Source organism: Ruegeria sp. HKCCD6647-2, assembly GCF_057221075.1.
In genome coordinates, this window is sequence record NZ_JBWVBD010000002.1 from 278,655 (window position 1) to 292,625 (window position 13,971).

The following is a 13,971-nucleotide window of genomic DNA, read 5'->3' on the forward strand; positions in this document are numbered from 1 at the left end:
AATCAGCCTGTTGCCAAGCAGTCGAATTCAGGGCCAAGCAAGATCGGGTCGCGACAACATCAGCCAGAGAATGGCCAGCACCGCCAGAAACGCAGGAATTCCGCAGGCAATCCAAATCCGGAACAGCCTTTGGTATTCGTCAGATAGCGGAGTGTTCTGGTCTGCGGCCGCTTGGGCCAGGCCACGAAGCCTCGTCTGCATCCAAACAACTGGAAGCCAAAACAATCCCGCCAGAACGTAGAGCAGTAGAGAAAGTGCAATCCAACCCTCACTGAAACTCCAACCCAACTGCCATGCCAGCAATGCGCCCGTGATCGGCTGCAGGATCACCGCAGTCGTCGTGAACAGCAGGTCGCCCAGCACAACGATACCCGCAGTATGCGCGATGATGCGTGGATCACCGCTGCGATGCGCCATCAGCATGAAAAAAGCGATACCTGCTCCGGTTCCCAACAAGACACAGGCGCCAATGACATGCGACCAGCGCAGGAACAGTTCCCATTCCATCTAACGGCTTTCCAACACGCCGCGCACGAAAAGCGGCAAAAGGATTGCAGGGAGGATTTTGACCAACGGCCCCAATGGATCGGCCCAGAGGGACGGCACAGTAAACGTTGCCGCAATCAGATAGAACGTTGCTACAGCCGCCTGCGCGAGGCACACCCGTGCCGCCCAGGGCCGCCACAACAGGGCCGCACCAAGCACGAGATCGACGATTGACCAGAAAAGGACACTCGCTGTCGCAAGTGCCAGCGGCCAGCTAGCGGTGGTCAGAATCTCGGCAGCTTGTCTTAGGCTCATTAGCCCGAACACGCCCGAGGCCATCCAGAAAACGCACAAAATGGCGATGGCAGGCGGCAGCAGCAAACTCATCCGCGCGGAAAGGCGATGCTCGCGCGCGCTGGTCAAACCGTTGTAATTCTGCGGCAAGGATGCGATCCGACGGCCCGAAGCCGCGCGATAAGGTTCAGGATTGCCTGTCACCCCATCAACCATCACGGACATTGCAGTACTGCGTAGTGGCGAACGCCAACCCAAACGGCCCAACAGATCGGCACCGGCGGCAATCCATGTTGTGACCACATGCGGCACTGTCACAGTCGCGTGCGCGGCTGGAAATCCCAACCAGCTGCGTGTTTCCGATACCACCTCGGACAGAGTCTGCGGCGTGTCTTCGACAAGGTCGTAGCTGCCCTGAGGAATGTCCGAGCGGATCGCCAGGATGACAGCATCGCACAGGTCGTCCATCCCGACGCATTGCACCGGTGTTTCGGGATACGCGATTGGCTGTATCAGGGGGATCGCGGCCAGCATCCGCAGCAAGGTCGTCCCGCCATAGTCGGTTTGCCCGATAACGAGCCCCGGCTTCAGGATCCAAAGCCGCGCACCGCACCGGCGCAGCGCTGCGTCGCCTGCGGCTTTGGTCCGCATGAACAAAGTCACTGCTTCCGCTTCAGCCCCGATTGCCGAGATTTGCACAATCGCGATGTCACGTTTTGCGCAGGCCTCGCCCAGAGCCGCAATAGCCGTGTGATGTACGGCCACCAAATCGTCCTGCAAACCCTCTTGCAGTGCGCCCGCGCAATTCACGACTACATCGACGTCCGTCAATACGTTTTGCCAGTCTTGCGCGCCGGACAACTCACGCAGGTCGCCCCGGATCAATGCCATTTCGGGCAAAACCCGGCCACCCGTTTTCGGGTTTCGAACCATTCCGGTCACTCGCGCGCCTTTGGTCACTAGTGCACGCGTGACCGATGCGCCGATGAAACCATAAGCGCCCAACACTAAAACACTTTTCCCGCGCAAGTCCGGGTTTGGCATAGTAACTCGACCGTTTTGGGCAACACTAACGGATCGTGTCGCCCGGGCCAGCGCTGTTTCGCGCCCTGCGACAACTGAGCAGTTCAGGGATGGAATAGCGAACCGACCATATAGGCAATCAGGGCGGCCGCCCCTCCGATCACGAAAGTTTCGAACCCCGAACGCCACCACGGCGCCAACGACCAATGGCTCTTGAGCGCACCGATGGCAAAGAAGACGCCCATCGTCATCCAGGCAGAAACGGCAAAAGCGTTATCGAGCGACAGCAGAAACGGCAGCAAAGGGATCATGCCGGCCACCAGAAATGAAAGGAATGTCGCCAAAGCGGCCTTGATCGGGTGCGGGTCCACGCTGCCCAGCCCGTATTCGCCTTCGATCATCAGGTTGATCCAGTTTTCGCGACTGGCGGTAATTGCGTCGGTCGCGTCATCCAGCACCTGACCTGAAAGCCCCTTCTGCAGAAGGATTTCGCGCACCTCTCGACGTTCGCCATCAGGATAAAGGCGGATATGGCGTTCCTCGATTGCGCGAATGCGGCGGATATTGTCCGTTTCGGCTTTGGTCGCGGAATAGTTCCCTGCCGCCATCGAGAAACCGTCGGCCAACACGTTGGCCAGGCCAAGCGCGACGATAACAAACGGCGAAAGCCCGGCCCCTGCCACTCCGGCAACGATGGCGAATGTCGTGACGGACCCGTCAATGCCGCCATAGACCACATCGCGCACTACACCCCGTCCGGGCGGCGCGTTGATCCGTGCGGCGATTTCCTGCTGGCTGTGGCCGTGATCGGTCATGGCTGGCTCCGTGCTGACTATGCAAACCCAGCGTGACCGTGGCTTTGCGACAGATCAAGTCTTGGAAAACAGCCCACTTAAGGCGCGTTTGACCATGCCGCGCGTCGATGGCTTGTGCCGGTCGGAGAACGGAAGCGGGCGGCAAACCTCCATCGCCGCAACCCCGACACGGGCGCTGAGCGCACCGTTGACCAGCCCTTCGCCAAACCGGCGCGACAGTTTGCTGAGGACCGAACCACCCAAAATGGGTTCCAGAAGATCATCCCCCACGGCAACCGCTCCGGTTGCCACCAGATGCACAAAGACGGCCCGTGTCAAACGCCAGCTACCGAGAAACCCGGCGCGTCCGCCATAGATCTCGGCTATCCGGCGGATCATACGCAACGAAGCGGCGAGGGCGGTCACAACATCTGCCAGCGCCAATGGCACCAAAGCCGTCACAGTCGCCACCTGCCTGGCGGCGGCCTCAACCTCGCGGCTGGCGGCGGCGTCGAGCGGCGCCAGAACTTCGTCCTCGGCCAGTGTCAGAAGGGTCGAGGCGTCGAATTGCTCTCCCATCCGTTCTTGCAAACGGTCGCGGCCCCACCGGGTTTCCTCGCGCCCCTTGTAAAATGAAATCAGCCGGTTCGTGACTGCGCGAGCCTGCGCCAGATCATCTTCGGCAAGTGCCGCATCAGCTGCACGGCGCATTCCGTCAACGCGCGACAACCGTCCGATCGCGGCCAGTTCGCGCAAGGCTATGACCAAGCCGACCAGCAACAACGCAACGATCAGTGCCGAAATGATCCCGCCCAAAACCGGTGACCGGGCCAGCAGGGATGTTGCGAAATCCCAGGCGGCAACGGAAGCAACCGCGCCAATGACGGCCAGCGCAAGACCCCAGAACCAACGCGACAAGGCCGAAGGCTTTCGCGCAGCCAGGCGCGCGGCGCCCTGCATGGCCTGCCCCTGAGGCAGCGGGATATCCGGAACCGGAGGAGCCTGCGCGACGTCTGTGACCGGCGCGTCGTCTTCAAGATCAATCACTACGGGGCCTTTAGCCACGGCCAGCCTCCTCACTGTGCCAGACATACTTGATGTCGGGCAGATTTTCATCGTTGTCCGCCCCATCGCTGCGCGCAACTTCGGCAAATCCGTTGCGCTCGTAAAAGCGGCACGCGGGGGCGTTGGCCTGAAAGGCAAACAGAGACAGCGAGGGCTGGCGCGACTTGGCATGGTGCAGCAATTGGCGACCAACCCCCTGCCCGCGCGCCGATTCCATCAGATACAGCGAGTGAATTTCCTGTCCTTTGAGGGCCAGAAATCCGACCACGCCATCCTCGGTCTCTGCCACGGTGACCCAACCCTGATCGATCATCCAACCGCAAAAAGCGATAGTTTCCGCACAAGTATGCAGCTCGGGCATCCAGGGGTTTTCCTGGGCAAATGCGTGCAGAATTTGTCCGGTACGACCGGCGTCAGTGCTGCGGGCGGGCCTGAGTTCTGCGGTCACAGGCGGTCTCCGATCAGGAATTGGACGGCGCGGTCCAGGCGGATATGCGGCGGACCATCTCCAGGTTGCAGTGTAAGGGGCGCTGGCGCAAAGGCCATGGAACCAAAATCCTCTCCCAGCCACGATACTGCTCCATTTCGCGCCGGACCCAGCAGGTGCGAGGGGTCTTCGGGCAGTTCGCCCGGATAAAAGGCCGCCTGTTTGCCGCTATCCAGCAGGGCGCCGCGAACACAAGGCAACTCTGCCCCGTTGTGGTTGCGCATTTCCTCAGTCGTCGCGCGCAAGGCGGCCAGAGACAGGGCGGCCGTTTCCGCACGGGCGAAATCAGCACGATCGCGGGCCTCTCGTGTCAGCGCCTCCATGATCGCGGTCAGACGCGGGTGCTGCAGATGGTGTAGATGGTCGGCCTTGGTCGCGGCAAAAAGGATGCGTTCGACCCGTTTTCCAAGCAACAACTGGCTGAGCCACGCATTCCGTCCGGGGCGAAAAGCGGCCAGAATGTCGGCCATGGCTCTGCGCATATCCTCGACCGCCTGCGGTCCTTTGTGAATGGCGCCCAGCGCGTCAACCAGAACAACCTGCCTGTCAATCCGTGCGAAATGATCGCGAAAGAACGGTTTGACGACCTGTGCCTTGTAGGCTTCGTATCGCCGCTCCATTTCGCGCTGCAACGTGCGACGACGAGACGGGCCGGAAACGGGCAAAGGCGCAAAGGTCAAGACCGGCGACCCCGCCAGATCACCTGGCAAAAGGAACCGGCCCGGTGTGCAGTCGTAAAAACCGTCTGCCCGCGCCGCGTGCAGATAATTGGTGAATCCGCGCGCCAACTCCTGTGCCGTGAGCTCATCATGCGGCCCTGAGGGATCGGCAGTTTGCAGACTTGTCAGAAACTCTCTCGCCTGTGGGCGGTTTTCGATCCGTGTCAGCGTCTCCTTCGACCAATCCGAATAGGACCTGTCCAGCAAAGCAAGGTCCAGAAGCCACTCGCCCGGATAATCCACGATATCGAGATGCAACGTTCGCGGCCCCTGGAGCCCGGACAACAAGCCGCCCGGTTGCACTTTGAACGACAATCGCAATTCGGAAACTGCCCGCGTGCTGTCGGGCCAATGCGGCGAAGGGCCAGTCAGCGCCGACAGATGCGCCTCGTAATCGAAACGGGGCACGGTATCGTCGGGCTGGGGTTGCAGGTAAGCCGCTGCAATCCGCCCCTCTTGCTGCGCAAAAAGACCGGTCATGCGGCCGCGATCCAGCAGGTTTGCCACCAGAGAGGTGATGAACACCGTCTTGCCTGAGCGTGCCAACCCGGTGACGCCAAGCCGGATCACCGGCTCGAAAAAGGTCTCGGACACGCTGTCGCCGATGGTTTCGAAGCCGCGCACAAGACTGTCTGCCAGTGATGAGATGACCAAGCTGTCGCCCCGCAATTATCGTTTCGTCCAAGATAGGTAGCGGGTCGCAGACATGCCAGAGCTTTCCCGCTCTTGCCCGCAGCGTCCGGGCGCGATACCAGCGCCTCATGGCGAGATACGCATTGAAAGTTGAATACCAGGGGGCGTCGTTTGCCGGGTGGCAGCGGCAGAAGGACCTGCCGTCAGTACAGGGGGCCATCGAAGAAGCCCTGTCGTGCATTCAACCGGGTGAGCACACAATTGCCGCCGCCGGGCGTACCGACGCCGGCGTGCATGCGCTGGGACAAGTGGCGCATTGCGATCTGGTCAAGGACTGGGATCCGTTCCGCCTGTCCGAGGCGCTGAACTACCACCTCAAACCACAGCCGGTTGCCATTGTAAAAGCGGCGCGCGTCGACGACGACTGGCATGCGCGCTTTTCTGCTGTCGAGCGGCAATACCTGTTTCGCATCCTGATGCGCCGCGCGCCTGCGACCCATGACAGTGGGCAGGTCTGGCGGATCAATCACCGGCTGGATGTCGACGCGATGCAGGCCGGAGCGAATACGCTGATCGGAAGACATGACTTTACAACCTTCCGATCCTCGATCTGTCAGGCGGCAAGCCCGGTCAAAACTCTGGATGAACTTCGCGTCGAACAGGTCGAGGGCTTTTCAGGTCCCGAGGTGCATTTCCACGTCCGCGCCCGGTCCTTCCTGCACAATCAGGTGCGCAGTTTCGTCGGCACGCTAGAGCGTGTCGGTGCAGGGGCGTGGACGCCCGAAGACGTAAGGGATGCGTTGGAGGCAACTGACCGTGCTGCCTGTGGTCCGGTCTGCCCGCCACAGGGCCTGTATCTGGCGCGGGTGGGATACCCGGATCTGGTTTTCTAGAGCGTTCGCAGCAGCAATCCCCCTGCGATCACGGCGATCAGCAGACCCGCCACCAGCTCGATGGTGGGGGCCAGCACCGATGCAAAGCGCGTCGCGGAAGCCGAGGCAAGCAACCCTCCACGCAGCCCGAACGAGGTCCAGCCAACGAGCGTCGTAACCAATGCCGTGCCCAAAGCCATGGCAAATGCTCCGGCAATTCCGACCATCGCGATGCCCATCTGCCATGTCAGGATCAACACGAACAAAGCCCCGGTGCACGGCCGCGCCGCAATACCGCCAATCAAAACGAGTGCCTCGCGTAGACTTCCGACACTGGCGACATCTTCGGCGCTGGGTCCGTGGCGATGGCCGCAATCCGAACAGGCTGCATCATCATGTCTGTGGTGGTCGTGATCACGGCCATGATGGTCATGATGAACGTGGGATGCGTGGTTGCGGTGCCGCCTTGCAAACCCGCGCACCCCGCGAAAGACCAGCCATAGGCCAATCGTAGAAATGGCTGCGTAACTGATCGGGGCCATTACCTGTTCGGTCGCGCCAACAAGACTCTGCCGTGACATCTGAAAGATCAGCACACCGGCGTAGACCAGAATAATGGCCGTGACAGCCTGACCGAGACTGGAAAGGACGCTGATGGCCGACAAGCGCCAGAACGCGACACGGCGGCCCAGACCATATCCGCCGATCAGGACCTTTCCGTGCCCCGGGCCAATGGCATGAAAGAAGCCGTAGGCAAAACAGACGGTCAGCAGGGTTGCAACAGCCTCGGGCTGTTCGGCACGGGCCGCCCGCAGCGATCGGGCGATTTCATTCTGAAAGGCGCGCTGTTCTCCGGCGGCCCAGGCGGCCAGGCTGTCGAACCCTCCGCTGCCCCAGAACCAGAGAAGCAGGCCACAGGCGATAGCAACCGGGACAATCAGGTATTTGGACATGAAACGCGGATCTCTGTCGCAAAGCTTTCCCCGACCAAGGGAATATCGTTTTCCTCAAGATCATAGTCCGCGTCCAGTGTGAGCAGAAATGCCTGCATCTGCGCCAGTTGCCCGTCGATATCCGGCTCGGTTCGGTCTATCGAACAGGTGTCCAAACCTGAAACCGTCACCGGCCGCGTGACCTCATAGGCCGTATAGAAGCTTTCGTCGTAAGCCTTTGCCATGAGGCCGGCCGCCGGGATCGGGCCGTCATGGACTGCGCGCAGATGACTTGTAACGATACGGCCGTCTTCGGTCGTGGCCGTTGGCTTCATCGGGCCGGACAACGCGACGGGCTGGCCTTCTGAAAAAACAACCAGATCACCGTTATAGCCTTCGACCCACTGGGCGTCGAAACCGGCCAGAACCTGTTGCTCAGCCGGTGTCAGCTGACCGTCGCCATCCTGATCCAGCCTCATGTCTTCCAGAACCAGCAGCGAGTAAAAGTCATCATAGGCCCAAGTCACCCTGACATGGGTCAGATGGCCGGCATCGTCCACGATGAATTCCAGCCCGGTGTCTATGAAGACATGCGGGTGCGCCATTGCAGGCAGCGGCAAGCAGCAAGTCAGAAACGGGATCATCCAACGCATGGCCGAAAGATAGGGGCAACCATGGGTCCCGGCAACGAGTTTCCAAGCAAAAGCGCAGAAACCAGCCGAGCGGATTCAACCCGGTGGGAACAGAACCAAAGTCTGCAAGGCCGTTCCGATCGGTCCATGAGTATCATACAAGACCGCCTGAGACATACCGATGCCGGACGGCTGCCAGTGCGATATAGATTGCGAGGCCATCCAGTCGGATACAGGTTCACGGTGGATATTCACCGTCAGGTCCGTGTTCATGAACCCCATTTCGGTTGGCTGGGCATTCCAGGATATCCCGTTACCGCAATCCGCCAGCGCGCAGAGTGACTGGATGGGGGATTGCGCTTCACCGTCCAGCAACTGAGGCGTGCGCATCCAGATCGTCTTGGGACCCGGCCCCTGATTGCCTTCTGCCGGATAGAGCACGTCTGCGTAATGGGCAAAACCGGGAAGGCTGTGGCGTAACTGGTTCAGGGGGAATGGTCCCTCGACAACTTCGGCAAGGTCCGGATGGGACGTCGACGCATTCGGAACCGCACCAAGATCCCTGCGCACAATATGCATGGTGGTTGCAGTGGCACATAGCGTGTCATCCAGGTCGTGCACCGTCACACGAGTCGTCGCCAGAGTCTTGGTATGCCGGGTGGTTTCCGCCGCAACGCGCAATCCTGTCAGGGGCAGAGGCCGCAACAGGTCGACCGTCAACCGGGTCAGCATTTTGTCGGGCCCCACCTCGGTTTCTGCCGCACGTACAATCAATCCGCTGACCGGGCCGGCATGGCAGTGGTTCGGCGACCACGGGCCTCGCGCCGGATCGTTACCGACAAATGCACCGTCATCGCGCAGGTGGAAATAGGGCGGTTTCCCGAAATCGTCCCGCATCGTCATGGTCTCAAATCTTTTCCTGAGTGTGTTTCTTCAACTCCGCCCGCGCCACCTGTCGGCGGTGGACCGCGTCGGGACCATCGGCCAATCGCAATGTTCGCACATGGGTCCATGCGCTGGCCAGAGGCGTATCCTGGCTGATTCCTTGGGCTCCGAACATCTGTACGGCCTCGTCGAGCACCTTAAGGGCAACACGCGGGGCAACAACCTTGATCTGACTGATCCACGGTGCGGCCGCGCGCGCGTCGCCCTGATCCATGTACCAGGCCGCCTTGAGGCACAACAAACGCGCCATTTCAATCTCCATCCGGCATTCCGCGATGATGTCGAAATTCGCGCCCAGCTGCGCCAGCTTCTTTCCAAATGCCTCACGCTGAAGGGATCGCTTGCACATCTGCTCCAATGCAATCTCGGCCTGCCCAATAGCACGCATGCAATGATGAATGCGACCCGGCCCCAGACGACCCTGCGCGATTTCGAAACCGCGCCCCTCGCCCAGCAGTATGTTCTCGGCAGGGACACGCACATCTGTAAAACGAATATGCATATGACCGTGCGGTGCATCGTCGTGACCGTAAACCTCCATCGGTCGCAGAACCTCGATCCCCGCAGTGTCGGCTGGCACCACAATCATGGACTGGCGCTTGTGTTTCGGCTGCTCTTCCCCGGCGGTTCTGACCATAACGATATACACCTTGCAGCGCGGATCACCGGCGCCGGAGGCCCACCATTTCTCACCGTTGAGAACGTAGTCGTCACCGTCGCGCACACAGGACATCGAGATATTGGTCGCATCTGACGAGGCCACATCCGGTTCGGTCATCAGATAGGCGGATCGGATTTTCCCGTCGAGCAACAGAGCCAACCATTGCGCTTTCATCTTCTCGGTTCCGTAGCGCTCGAAAACTTCCATATTGCCGGTGTCCGGGGCCGAGCAGTTGAACACCTCGGCGCCCAGGGGCGTCTTGCCCATTTCTTCGGCGAAATAGGCGTATTCAACTGTCGTCAGGCCGAACCCCTTGTCGCTGTCGGTCAGCCAGAAATTCCACAACCCGGCAGCTTTGGCTTTGGCCTTGAGGCCCTCCAGTATTTCCGCCTGCCGCCTCGTGTACTGCCAGCGATCGCCCCTGTTGATCTCGGCCTGATAATCGTTTTCCAGGGGCATGATCTCGGTGCGGATCATGTCTGCGACCCGCTGCAGCAATTCGCGGTTTTCCTCGCGCAATCCGAATGCCATGTTCATCGCGAAATCCTCCTCGGAGCCCGTGGACGGGCTTTACCTTTGGCAAAAGGATGGCTTAGCTGCCCGCACACTGTCCAGTTGGGTGACGGGACGTCACAGAACCCAAATTGAAAAGAAGGAGCCGTCCAATGGCCTTGTTGATCGACGCCGGAATGTCCAATTGGATGACCGATACGGAAATCGCTGACGGTATCCGTAAAACCGCACCCGATCTGGACGTGCGAACACCTGAAACAATTGGCAACGCGGATGAGATTACAATGGTCGCGGTCGTCGGTCTTCGTGACGATCATCTGACGGACCTGCCCAACCTGAAACTGGTGCAAAAACTGGGCGCCGGGGTCGAGACGATTCTCAGCAATCCTGCCCTGCCGAACCATTTGCGCGTTGCCCGTCTGAAACCCGATGCACCTGCACAGGGCATTGCCGAGTGGTTTCTGGCCTATGTCCTGCGCACCCAGCGCAATATGGCCTTTCACGAGGCTGCGCAGAAACGGGCAGAATGGGCCCCAAAGGCGCCTATGTTCTCGCCAGAGACCGTAGTTGGTGTTCTGGGGCTGGGCCATATCGGCAGTCGCACCGCCCGCATGATGCACGCCGTGGGTTTCAAGGTTCTGGGGTGGAGCCGCTCGGCCAAACAAATCGATGGTGTCACCAGCGTTCACGGCATGGCGTCATTGCCTGACATGCTGAGCAAATGTGATCATGTCTGCGCAATCCTGCCGTCGACCCCGGAAACGATCGGGATGTTCGATGCCGGCATGCTGGCGCAGATGAAGCCCGGCAGTCAGTTGTTGAACGCAGGCCGTGGCGATCTGATCGACGAAGAAGCTCTGGTGGCGGCACTTGACCTCGGAACTCCGGCCCATGCGGTTTTGGATGTGACCAGTCAGGAGCCTCTGCCTGCCGTTAGCCCACTCTGGCACCATCCGGGCGTTACGATTACGCCGCATGTGTCCGGTTGGTATTTGGGGGATGCTCTTTCGGATGTTGCCAGAAACTATCAGAATCTGACGGTTGGAGCGCCCCTGCTGCACGAAGTGGACCGGACGCGCGGGTACTGATCCGAGATCTGGCGCGGTCTTCGGCTACGGGGTCAGTATCCACTTACCATTGCCGTCCCTGCAGCGCCGCGTTCGGATCTCCCGCGACGCGTCTGCGCCGGCAGGCTGAACGAAATGCTGCAGGCTGACGCAGTTGTTCTGCACGCTGCGCACCCGGATGGTGCCCTTCGAACCGGTATCCTCATTGACCCAGCTGCGTTCTTGCCCGACGCTGGGCGTGCCGCCTGACAGCATTGCATTCGAGGTCGCGTTGACCACCTCGAAATCTGCGGGGCTCAATCCCATTTCGGCAATGATTCGTGAAATTGACTTGGCCTGCACCGTCCCTGCCGCTGCGAGCGCTGCCAATGTGATAAATGCTAATATCTTTCGGGCTTTCATATCTGCCTCGCCATGGTGAAATCGATTTGCGCCCAAGGATATACTTCGTCACGTAGGTGGCCAAGCCCACCTTCAAATTATCCCGAACAAACCTATTGCACCGCCAGTGCTAGGCCCGGCGCTGCGATCCCGCCATAGTGCACCAAACTTTGTTTCCGAGGCTACGATGGCAAACCCAACCTATTACGCGCCCGCCGGCGGGCACCCTGACCAAACCCAGCTTTTGACGGACCGGGCCATGTTCACCGATGCCTATGCGGTGATCCCCAAAGGCACGATGCGCGATATCGTTACCAGCTTTCTGCCCTTCTGGGAGGGCACGCGGCTTTGGGTTCTGTCCCGCCCCCTCAGCGGATTTGCCGAAACCTTTTCTCAGTACATCATGGAGGTCCAGCCCGGGGGTGGGAGCGACACGCCGGAAACCGATTCAAATGCTCAGGGTGTCCTCTTTGTCGTCGAGGGCAGAGTGACCCTAACGCTGAACGGGGCAGAGCATATTCTGGAAGAGGGCGGTTATGCCTATATCCCGGCAGGCAGTGTTTGGACACTGCACAACCGTGGCGAATCCACCGCCCGCTTTCACTGGGTCCGCAAGGCTTATGAGGCCGTGCCCGGGCTACCTGCCCCCGATCCCATCATTACCAATGAGCGTGATGTCGCCCCCATTTCTATGCCCGGCACCGAGGGGCGCTGGGCCACGACCCGCTTTGCCGACCCCGAAGACCTGCGCCACGACATGCATGTCAATATCGTCACGTTCGAGCCCGGCGGCGTGATCCCCTTTGCCGAAACGCACGTGATGGAACACGGCCTTTATGTCCTGGAAGGCAAGGCGGTCTACCGGCTCAATCAGGACTGGGTCGAGGTCGAGGCCGGCGATTACATGTGGTTGCGCGCTTTCTGCCCGCAGGCCTGTTATGCAGGTGGACCGGGGCGGTTCCGTTATCTTCTCTACAAGGATGTGAACCGTCACATGCCGCTGTCGCTTTCCAAGCGTTAAAAGGCAATGCGCATCGGGGCTTCACAGAAGCGGTTGAATCTGTTGAAATCAGATCAGATTTTCAGCACTGGAGATTTTCGATGCGACTGCGCTTAGCATCTTTGGCACTGGCAACCGCGATTGGCCTGACAGCCATTGTCGCGATGCCCGTTGCAGCCAAGGAAGAGACCAAAACCGTCAATGTCCTCAGCCGCACCTGGGCGGTAACCCAGGTTTCGGACGAGCCGGTGGTGTACCGGGCGACACGCGACAACAACAACCTCAATCCATTTGGTCCGCCGCCGCGCCTGCGCACCGTGCAGGCCATCGCCGCGATTCAAAAGGCGACAGGGTGCAAGGTGATCTTTTCCAGCATGTACCAGAACATATCCGGCCAGTTCTTCTCGCAAGTCAGTTGCGGATCGTGAGGCCGATCAACTGGCATTGAGGTCGGCAGAGCGGCCTGCCATAGCTTGCACATGAAACTCGCAATTAACGGATTCGGCCGAATTGGCCGCACGATTCTGCGGCAGGTTCTGGCCATGCCGCGGGATACGGATATCGAAGTGGTGCTGATCAACGATATCGCGCCACTGGAAACCTGTGCCTACCTGTTCAAATATGACAGCACCTTTGGCCCCTTCCCCGGTGACGTGGCGCAAGGCAACGCCGCCCTTGAGGTCGACGGACGCAGCTTTCCCGTGACTCACAGCCCGGATCTGACCCGTGTTGACCTGTCGGATGTCGATGTCCTGCTGGATTGCACCGGTATCGCGCGCACGTCGGATGTGGCCAGCCAGGGTTTGACAGCCGGGGCCGGCAAGGTTCTGATCTCAGGACCCTCCCCTGCCGCCGAGGTCACAATTGTACTGGGCGCAAATGAGGACAAGCTTGGCAATGCGAGGATCGTGTCCAACGCTTCCTGCACCACCAACGGGCTGGCCCCTCTGGTCGCTGTTCTGGATCGTATCGGTGGCGTTGCGTCCGCTCACATGACCACCATCCATTGCTATACCAACAGCCAGCCAATGGTCGACGCGCCGCGCGGTGATCTGGCCCGGTCGCGGGCGGGTGCCCTGTCCATGGTGCCCACAACCTCCAGTGCCACCCACCTTATCGATGAAATCCTGCCGCATCTGGCCGGGCGTATCTCGGGCGCCGCTGTCCGCGTACCTACGGCCAGTGTTTCGGCGGTGGATCTGGTTGTAACGCTTGAAAACAGGCTGTCGCCTGAGTTCTTCCAGGACACCCTGCGGGGAGCGGTCGACCAATCATTTGTTCTGGGTTGGACAGACCAGCCGCTCGTGTCCTCCGATCTGCGGACACGCCCGGAATCCCTTGTCATTGCAGGCCCCGAAACGCGCATCGTTGACGGACACCAAATCCGCCTCTTTGGCTGGTACGACAATGAATGGGGATTCTCGGCACGCATGCTGGACGTCGCCCGATTGATGGCAAATAGCTGAC

The 13,971-nt window shown here is 60.2% G+C and carries 16 protein-coding genes; 5 read left to right on the plus strand and 11 right to left on the minus strand.

The window, feature by feature from the left end; translation table 11 throughout:
- Window positions 1-27 precede the first annotated feature (27 nt).
- The 6 genes from AC2TDJ_RS07445 to AC2TDJ_RS07470 form a co-directional block, all read right to left on the minus strand.
- Complete coding sequence (locus tag AC2TDJ_RS07445; RefSeq protein WP_480840776.1) at window positions 28-507, minus strand: DUF2269 family protein; 480 nt, start codon at window positions 505-507, stop codon at window positions 28-30.
- Complete coding sequence (locus AC2TDJ_RS07450) at window positions 508-1,824, minus strand: SDR family oxidoreductase (protein WP_480840778.1); 1,317 nt, start codon at window positions 1,822-1,824, stop codon at window positions 508-510.
- A gap of 83 nt (window positions 1,825-1,907) precedes the next feature.
- Window positions 1,908-2,618 (minus strand): VIT1/CCC1 transporter family protein, encoded by a 711-nt coding sequence (locus AC2TDJ_RS07455; protein ID WP_480840780.1) that lies wholly within the window; start codon window positions 2,616-2,618, stop codon window positions 1,908-1,910.
- A 54-nt stretch (window positions 2,619-2,672) separates the two neighbouring features.
- On the minus strand, window positions 2,673-3,662 hold the full coding sequence (locus AC2TDJ_RS07460) for a YcjF family protein (protein ID WP_480840782.1): 990 nt from the start codon (window positions 3,660-3,662) through the stop codon (window positions 2,673-2,675).
- Entirely contained in the window at window positions 3,655-4,110 is a 456-nt protein-coding gene (locus tag AC2TDJ_RS07465) for an N-acetyltransferase family protein (RefSeq protein WP_480840784.1), read from the minus strand. Before AC2TDJ_RS07465 ends, AC2TDJ_RS07460 begins: the two co-directional genes overlap by 8 nt.
- Window positions 4,107-5,522 (minus strand): YcjX family GTP-binding protein, encoded by a 1,416-nt coding sequence (locus AC2TDJ_RS07470; RefSeq protein WP_480841431.1) that lies wholly within the window; start codon window positions 5,520-5,522, stop codon window positions 4,107-4,109. The genes AC2TDJ_RS07465 and AC2TDJ_RS07470 overlap by 4 nt, the downstream gene beginning before the upstream one ends.
- A gap of 107 nt (window positions 5,523-5,629) precedes the next feature.
- On the opposite strand from AC2TDJ_RS07470, the gene truA reads away from it, so the two are divergent.
- The gene (gene truA / locus AC2TDJ_RS07475) at window positions 5,630-6,394 is read left to right on the plus strand and encodes a tRNA pseudouridine(38-40) synthase TruA (protein WP_480840786.1); all 765 of its coding nucleotides are present in this window, start codon (window positions 5,630-5,632) and stop codon (window positions 6,392-6,394) included.
- Here truA and AC2TDJ_RS07480 read toward each other — a convergent pair.
- The 4 genes from AC2TDJ_RS07480 to AC2TDJ_RS07495 form a co-directional block, all read right to left on the minus strand.
- Window positions 6,391-7,326, minus strand: a complete 936-nt coding sequence (locus tag AC2TDJ_RS07480; protein WP_480840788.1) for a nickel/cobalt transporter — start codon at window positions 7,324-7,326, stop codon at window positions 6,391-6,393. The two genes, truA and AC2TDJ_RS07480, sit on opposite strands and share 4 nt — an antisense overlap.
- A complete protein-coding gene (locus AC2TDJ_RS07485; RefSeq protein ID WP_480840790.1) occupies window positions 7,311-7,958 on the minus strand; it encodes a DUF1007 family protein in 648 nt (215 codons plus the stop codon). The genes AC2TDJ_RS07480 and AC2TDJ_RS07485 overlap by 16 nt, the downstream gene beginning before the upstream one ends.
- A 75-nt stretch (window positions 7,959-8,033) precedes the next feature.
- Window positions 8,034-8,840, minus strand: coding sequence for a thioesterase family protein (locus AC2TDJ_RS07490; protein ID WP_480840792.1), 807 nt, complete (start codon window positions 8,838-8,840; stop codon window positions 8,034-8,036).
- Between the two features lie 4 nt (window positions 8,841-8,844).
- Window positions 8,845-10,080 (minus strand): acyl-CoA dehydrogenase family protein, encoded by a 1,236-nt coding sequence (locus AC2TDJ_RS07495; RefSeq protein ID WP_480840794.1) that lies wholly within the window; start codon window positions 10,078-10,080, stop codon window positions 8,845-8,847.
- 128 nt (window positions 10,081-10,208) lie between these two features.
- Here AC2TDJ_RS07495 and AC2TDJ_RS07500 point away from each other — a divergent pair, with 128 nt between their 5' ends.
- Window positions 10,209-11,144, plus strand: coding sequence for a 2-hydroxyacid dehydrogenase (locus AC2TDJ_RS07500; protein ID WP_480840796.1), 936 nt, complete (start codon window positions 10,209-10,211; stop codon window positions 11,142-11,144).
- Window positions 11,145-11,168: 24 nt separating this feature from the next.
- Here the strand turns inward: AC2TDJ_RS07500 and AC2TDJ_RS07505 are convergent, their stop codons facing one another.
- Window positions 11,169-11,525 (minus strand): hypothetical protein, encoded by a 357-nt coding sequence (locus tag AC2TDJ_RS07505; protein WP_480840798.1) that lies wholly within the window; start codon window positions 11,523-11,525, stop codon window positions 11,169-11,171.
- Window positions 11,526-11,691: 166 nt separating this feature from the next.
- Here AC2TDJ_RS07505 and AC2TDJ_RS07510 point away from each other — a divergent pair, with 166 nt between their 5' ends.
- The 3 genes from AC2TDJ_RS07510 to AC2TDJ_RS07520 all read left to right on the plus strand — a co-directional run bounded on the left by AC2TDJ_RS07510 (window position 11,692) and on the right by AC2TDJ_RS07520 (window position 13,970).
- The gene (locus tag AC2TDJ_RS07510) at window positions 11,692-12,525 is read left to right on the plus strand and encodes a bifunctional allantoicase/(S)-ureidoglycine aminohydrolase (protein WP_480840800.1); all 834 of its coding nucleotides are present in this window, start codon (window positions 11,692-11,694) and stop codon (window positions 12,523-12,525) included.
- Between the two features lie 80 nt (window positions 12,526-12,605).
- Window positions 12,606-12,932 carry a hypothetical protein gene (locus AC2TDJ_RS07515; protein ID WP_480840802.1) on the plus strand — a complete coding sequence of 109 codons (327 nt, stop codon included), beginning with the start codon at window positions 12,606-12,608 and terminating at the stop codon, window positions 12,930-12,932.
- A gap of 51 nt (window positions 12,933-12,983) precedes the next feature.
- Window positions 12,984-13,970, plus strand: a complete 987-nt coding sequence (locus AC2TDJ_RS07520; protein ID WP_480840804.1) for a type I glyceraldehyde-3-phosphate dehydrogenase — start codon at window positions 12,984-12,986, stop codon at window positions 13,968-13,970.
- Window position 13,971 lies beyond the last annotated feature (1 nt).

Bases quoted from the DNA above. Each gene is read 5' to 3' on its own strand.
- AC2TDJ_RS07455 (WP_480840780.1), bottom strand. From the start codon at position 2,618: ATGACCGATCACGGCCACAGCCAGCAGGAAATCGCCGCACGGATCAAC.
- AC2TDJ_RS07500 (WP_480840796.1), top strand. From the start codon at position 10,209: ATGGCCTTGTTGATCGACGCCGGAATGTCCAATTGGATGACCGATACG.
- AC2TDJ_RS07495 (WP_480840794.1), bottom strand. From the start codon at position 10,080: ATGAACATGGCATTCGGATTGCGCGAGGAAAACCGCGAATTGCTGCAG.
- AC2TDJ_RS07520 (WP_480840804.1), top strand. From the start codon at position 12,984: ATGAAACTCGCAATTAACGGATTCGGCCGAATTGGCCGCACGATTCTG.
- AC2TDJ_RS07450 (WP_480840778.1), bottom strand. From the start codon at position 1,824: ATGCCAAACCCGGACTTGCGCGGGAAAAGTGTTTTAGTGTTGGGCGCT.
- AC2TDJ_RS07445 (WP_480840776.1), bottom strand. From the start codon at position 507: ATGGAATGGGAACTGTTCCTGCGCTGGTCGCATGTCATTGGCGCCTGT.
- AC2TDJ_RS07505 (WP_480840798.1), bottom strand. From the start codon at position 11,525: ATGAAAGCCCGAAAGATATTAGCATTTATCACATTGGCAGCGCTCGCA.
- AC2TDJ_RS07515 (WP_480840802.1), top strand. From the start codon at position 12,606: ATGCGACTGCGCTTAGCATCTTTGGCACTGGCAACCGCGATTGGCCTG.
- AC2TDJ_RS07510 (WP_480840800.1), top strand. From the start codon at position 11,692: ATGGCAAACCCAACCTATTACGCGCCCGCCGGCGGGCACCCTGACCAA.
- AC2TDJ_RS07480 (WP_480840788.1), bottom strand. From the start codon at position 7,326: ATGTCCAAATACCTGATTGTCCCGGTTGCTATCGCCTGTGGCCTGCTT.
- AC2TDJ_RS07490 (WP_480840792.1), bottom strand. From the start codon at position 8,840: ATGACGATGCGGGACGATTTCGGGAAACCGCCCTATTTCCACCTGCGC.
- truA (WP_480840786.1), top strand. From the start codon at position 5,630: ATGGCGAGATACGCATTGAAAGTTGAATACCAGGGGGCGTCGTTTGCC.
- AC2TDJ_RS07485 (WP_480840790.1), bottom strand. From the start codon at position 7,958: ATGCGTTGGATGATCCCGTTTCTGACTTGCTGCTTGCCGCTGCCTGCA.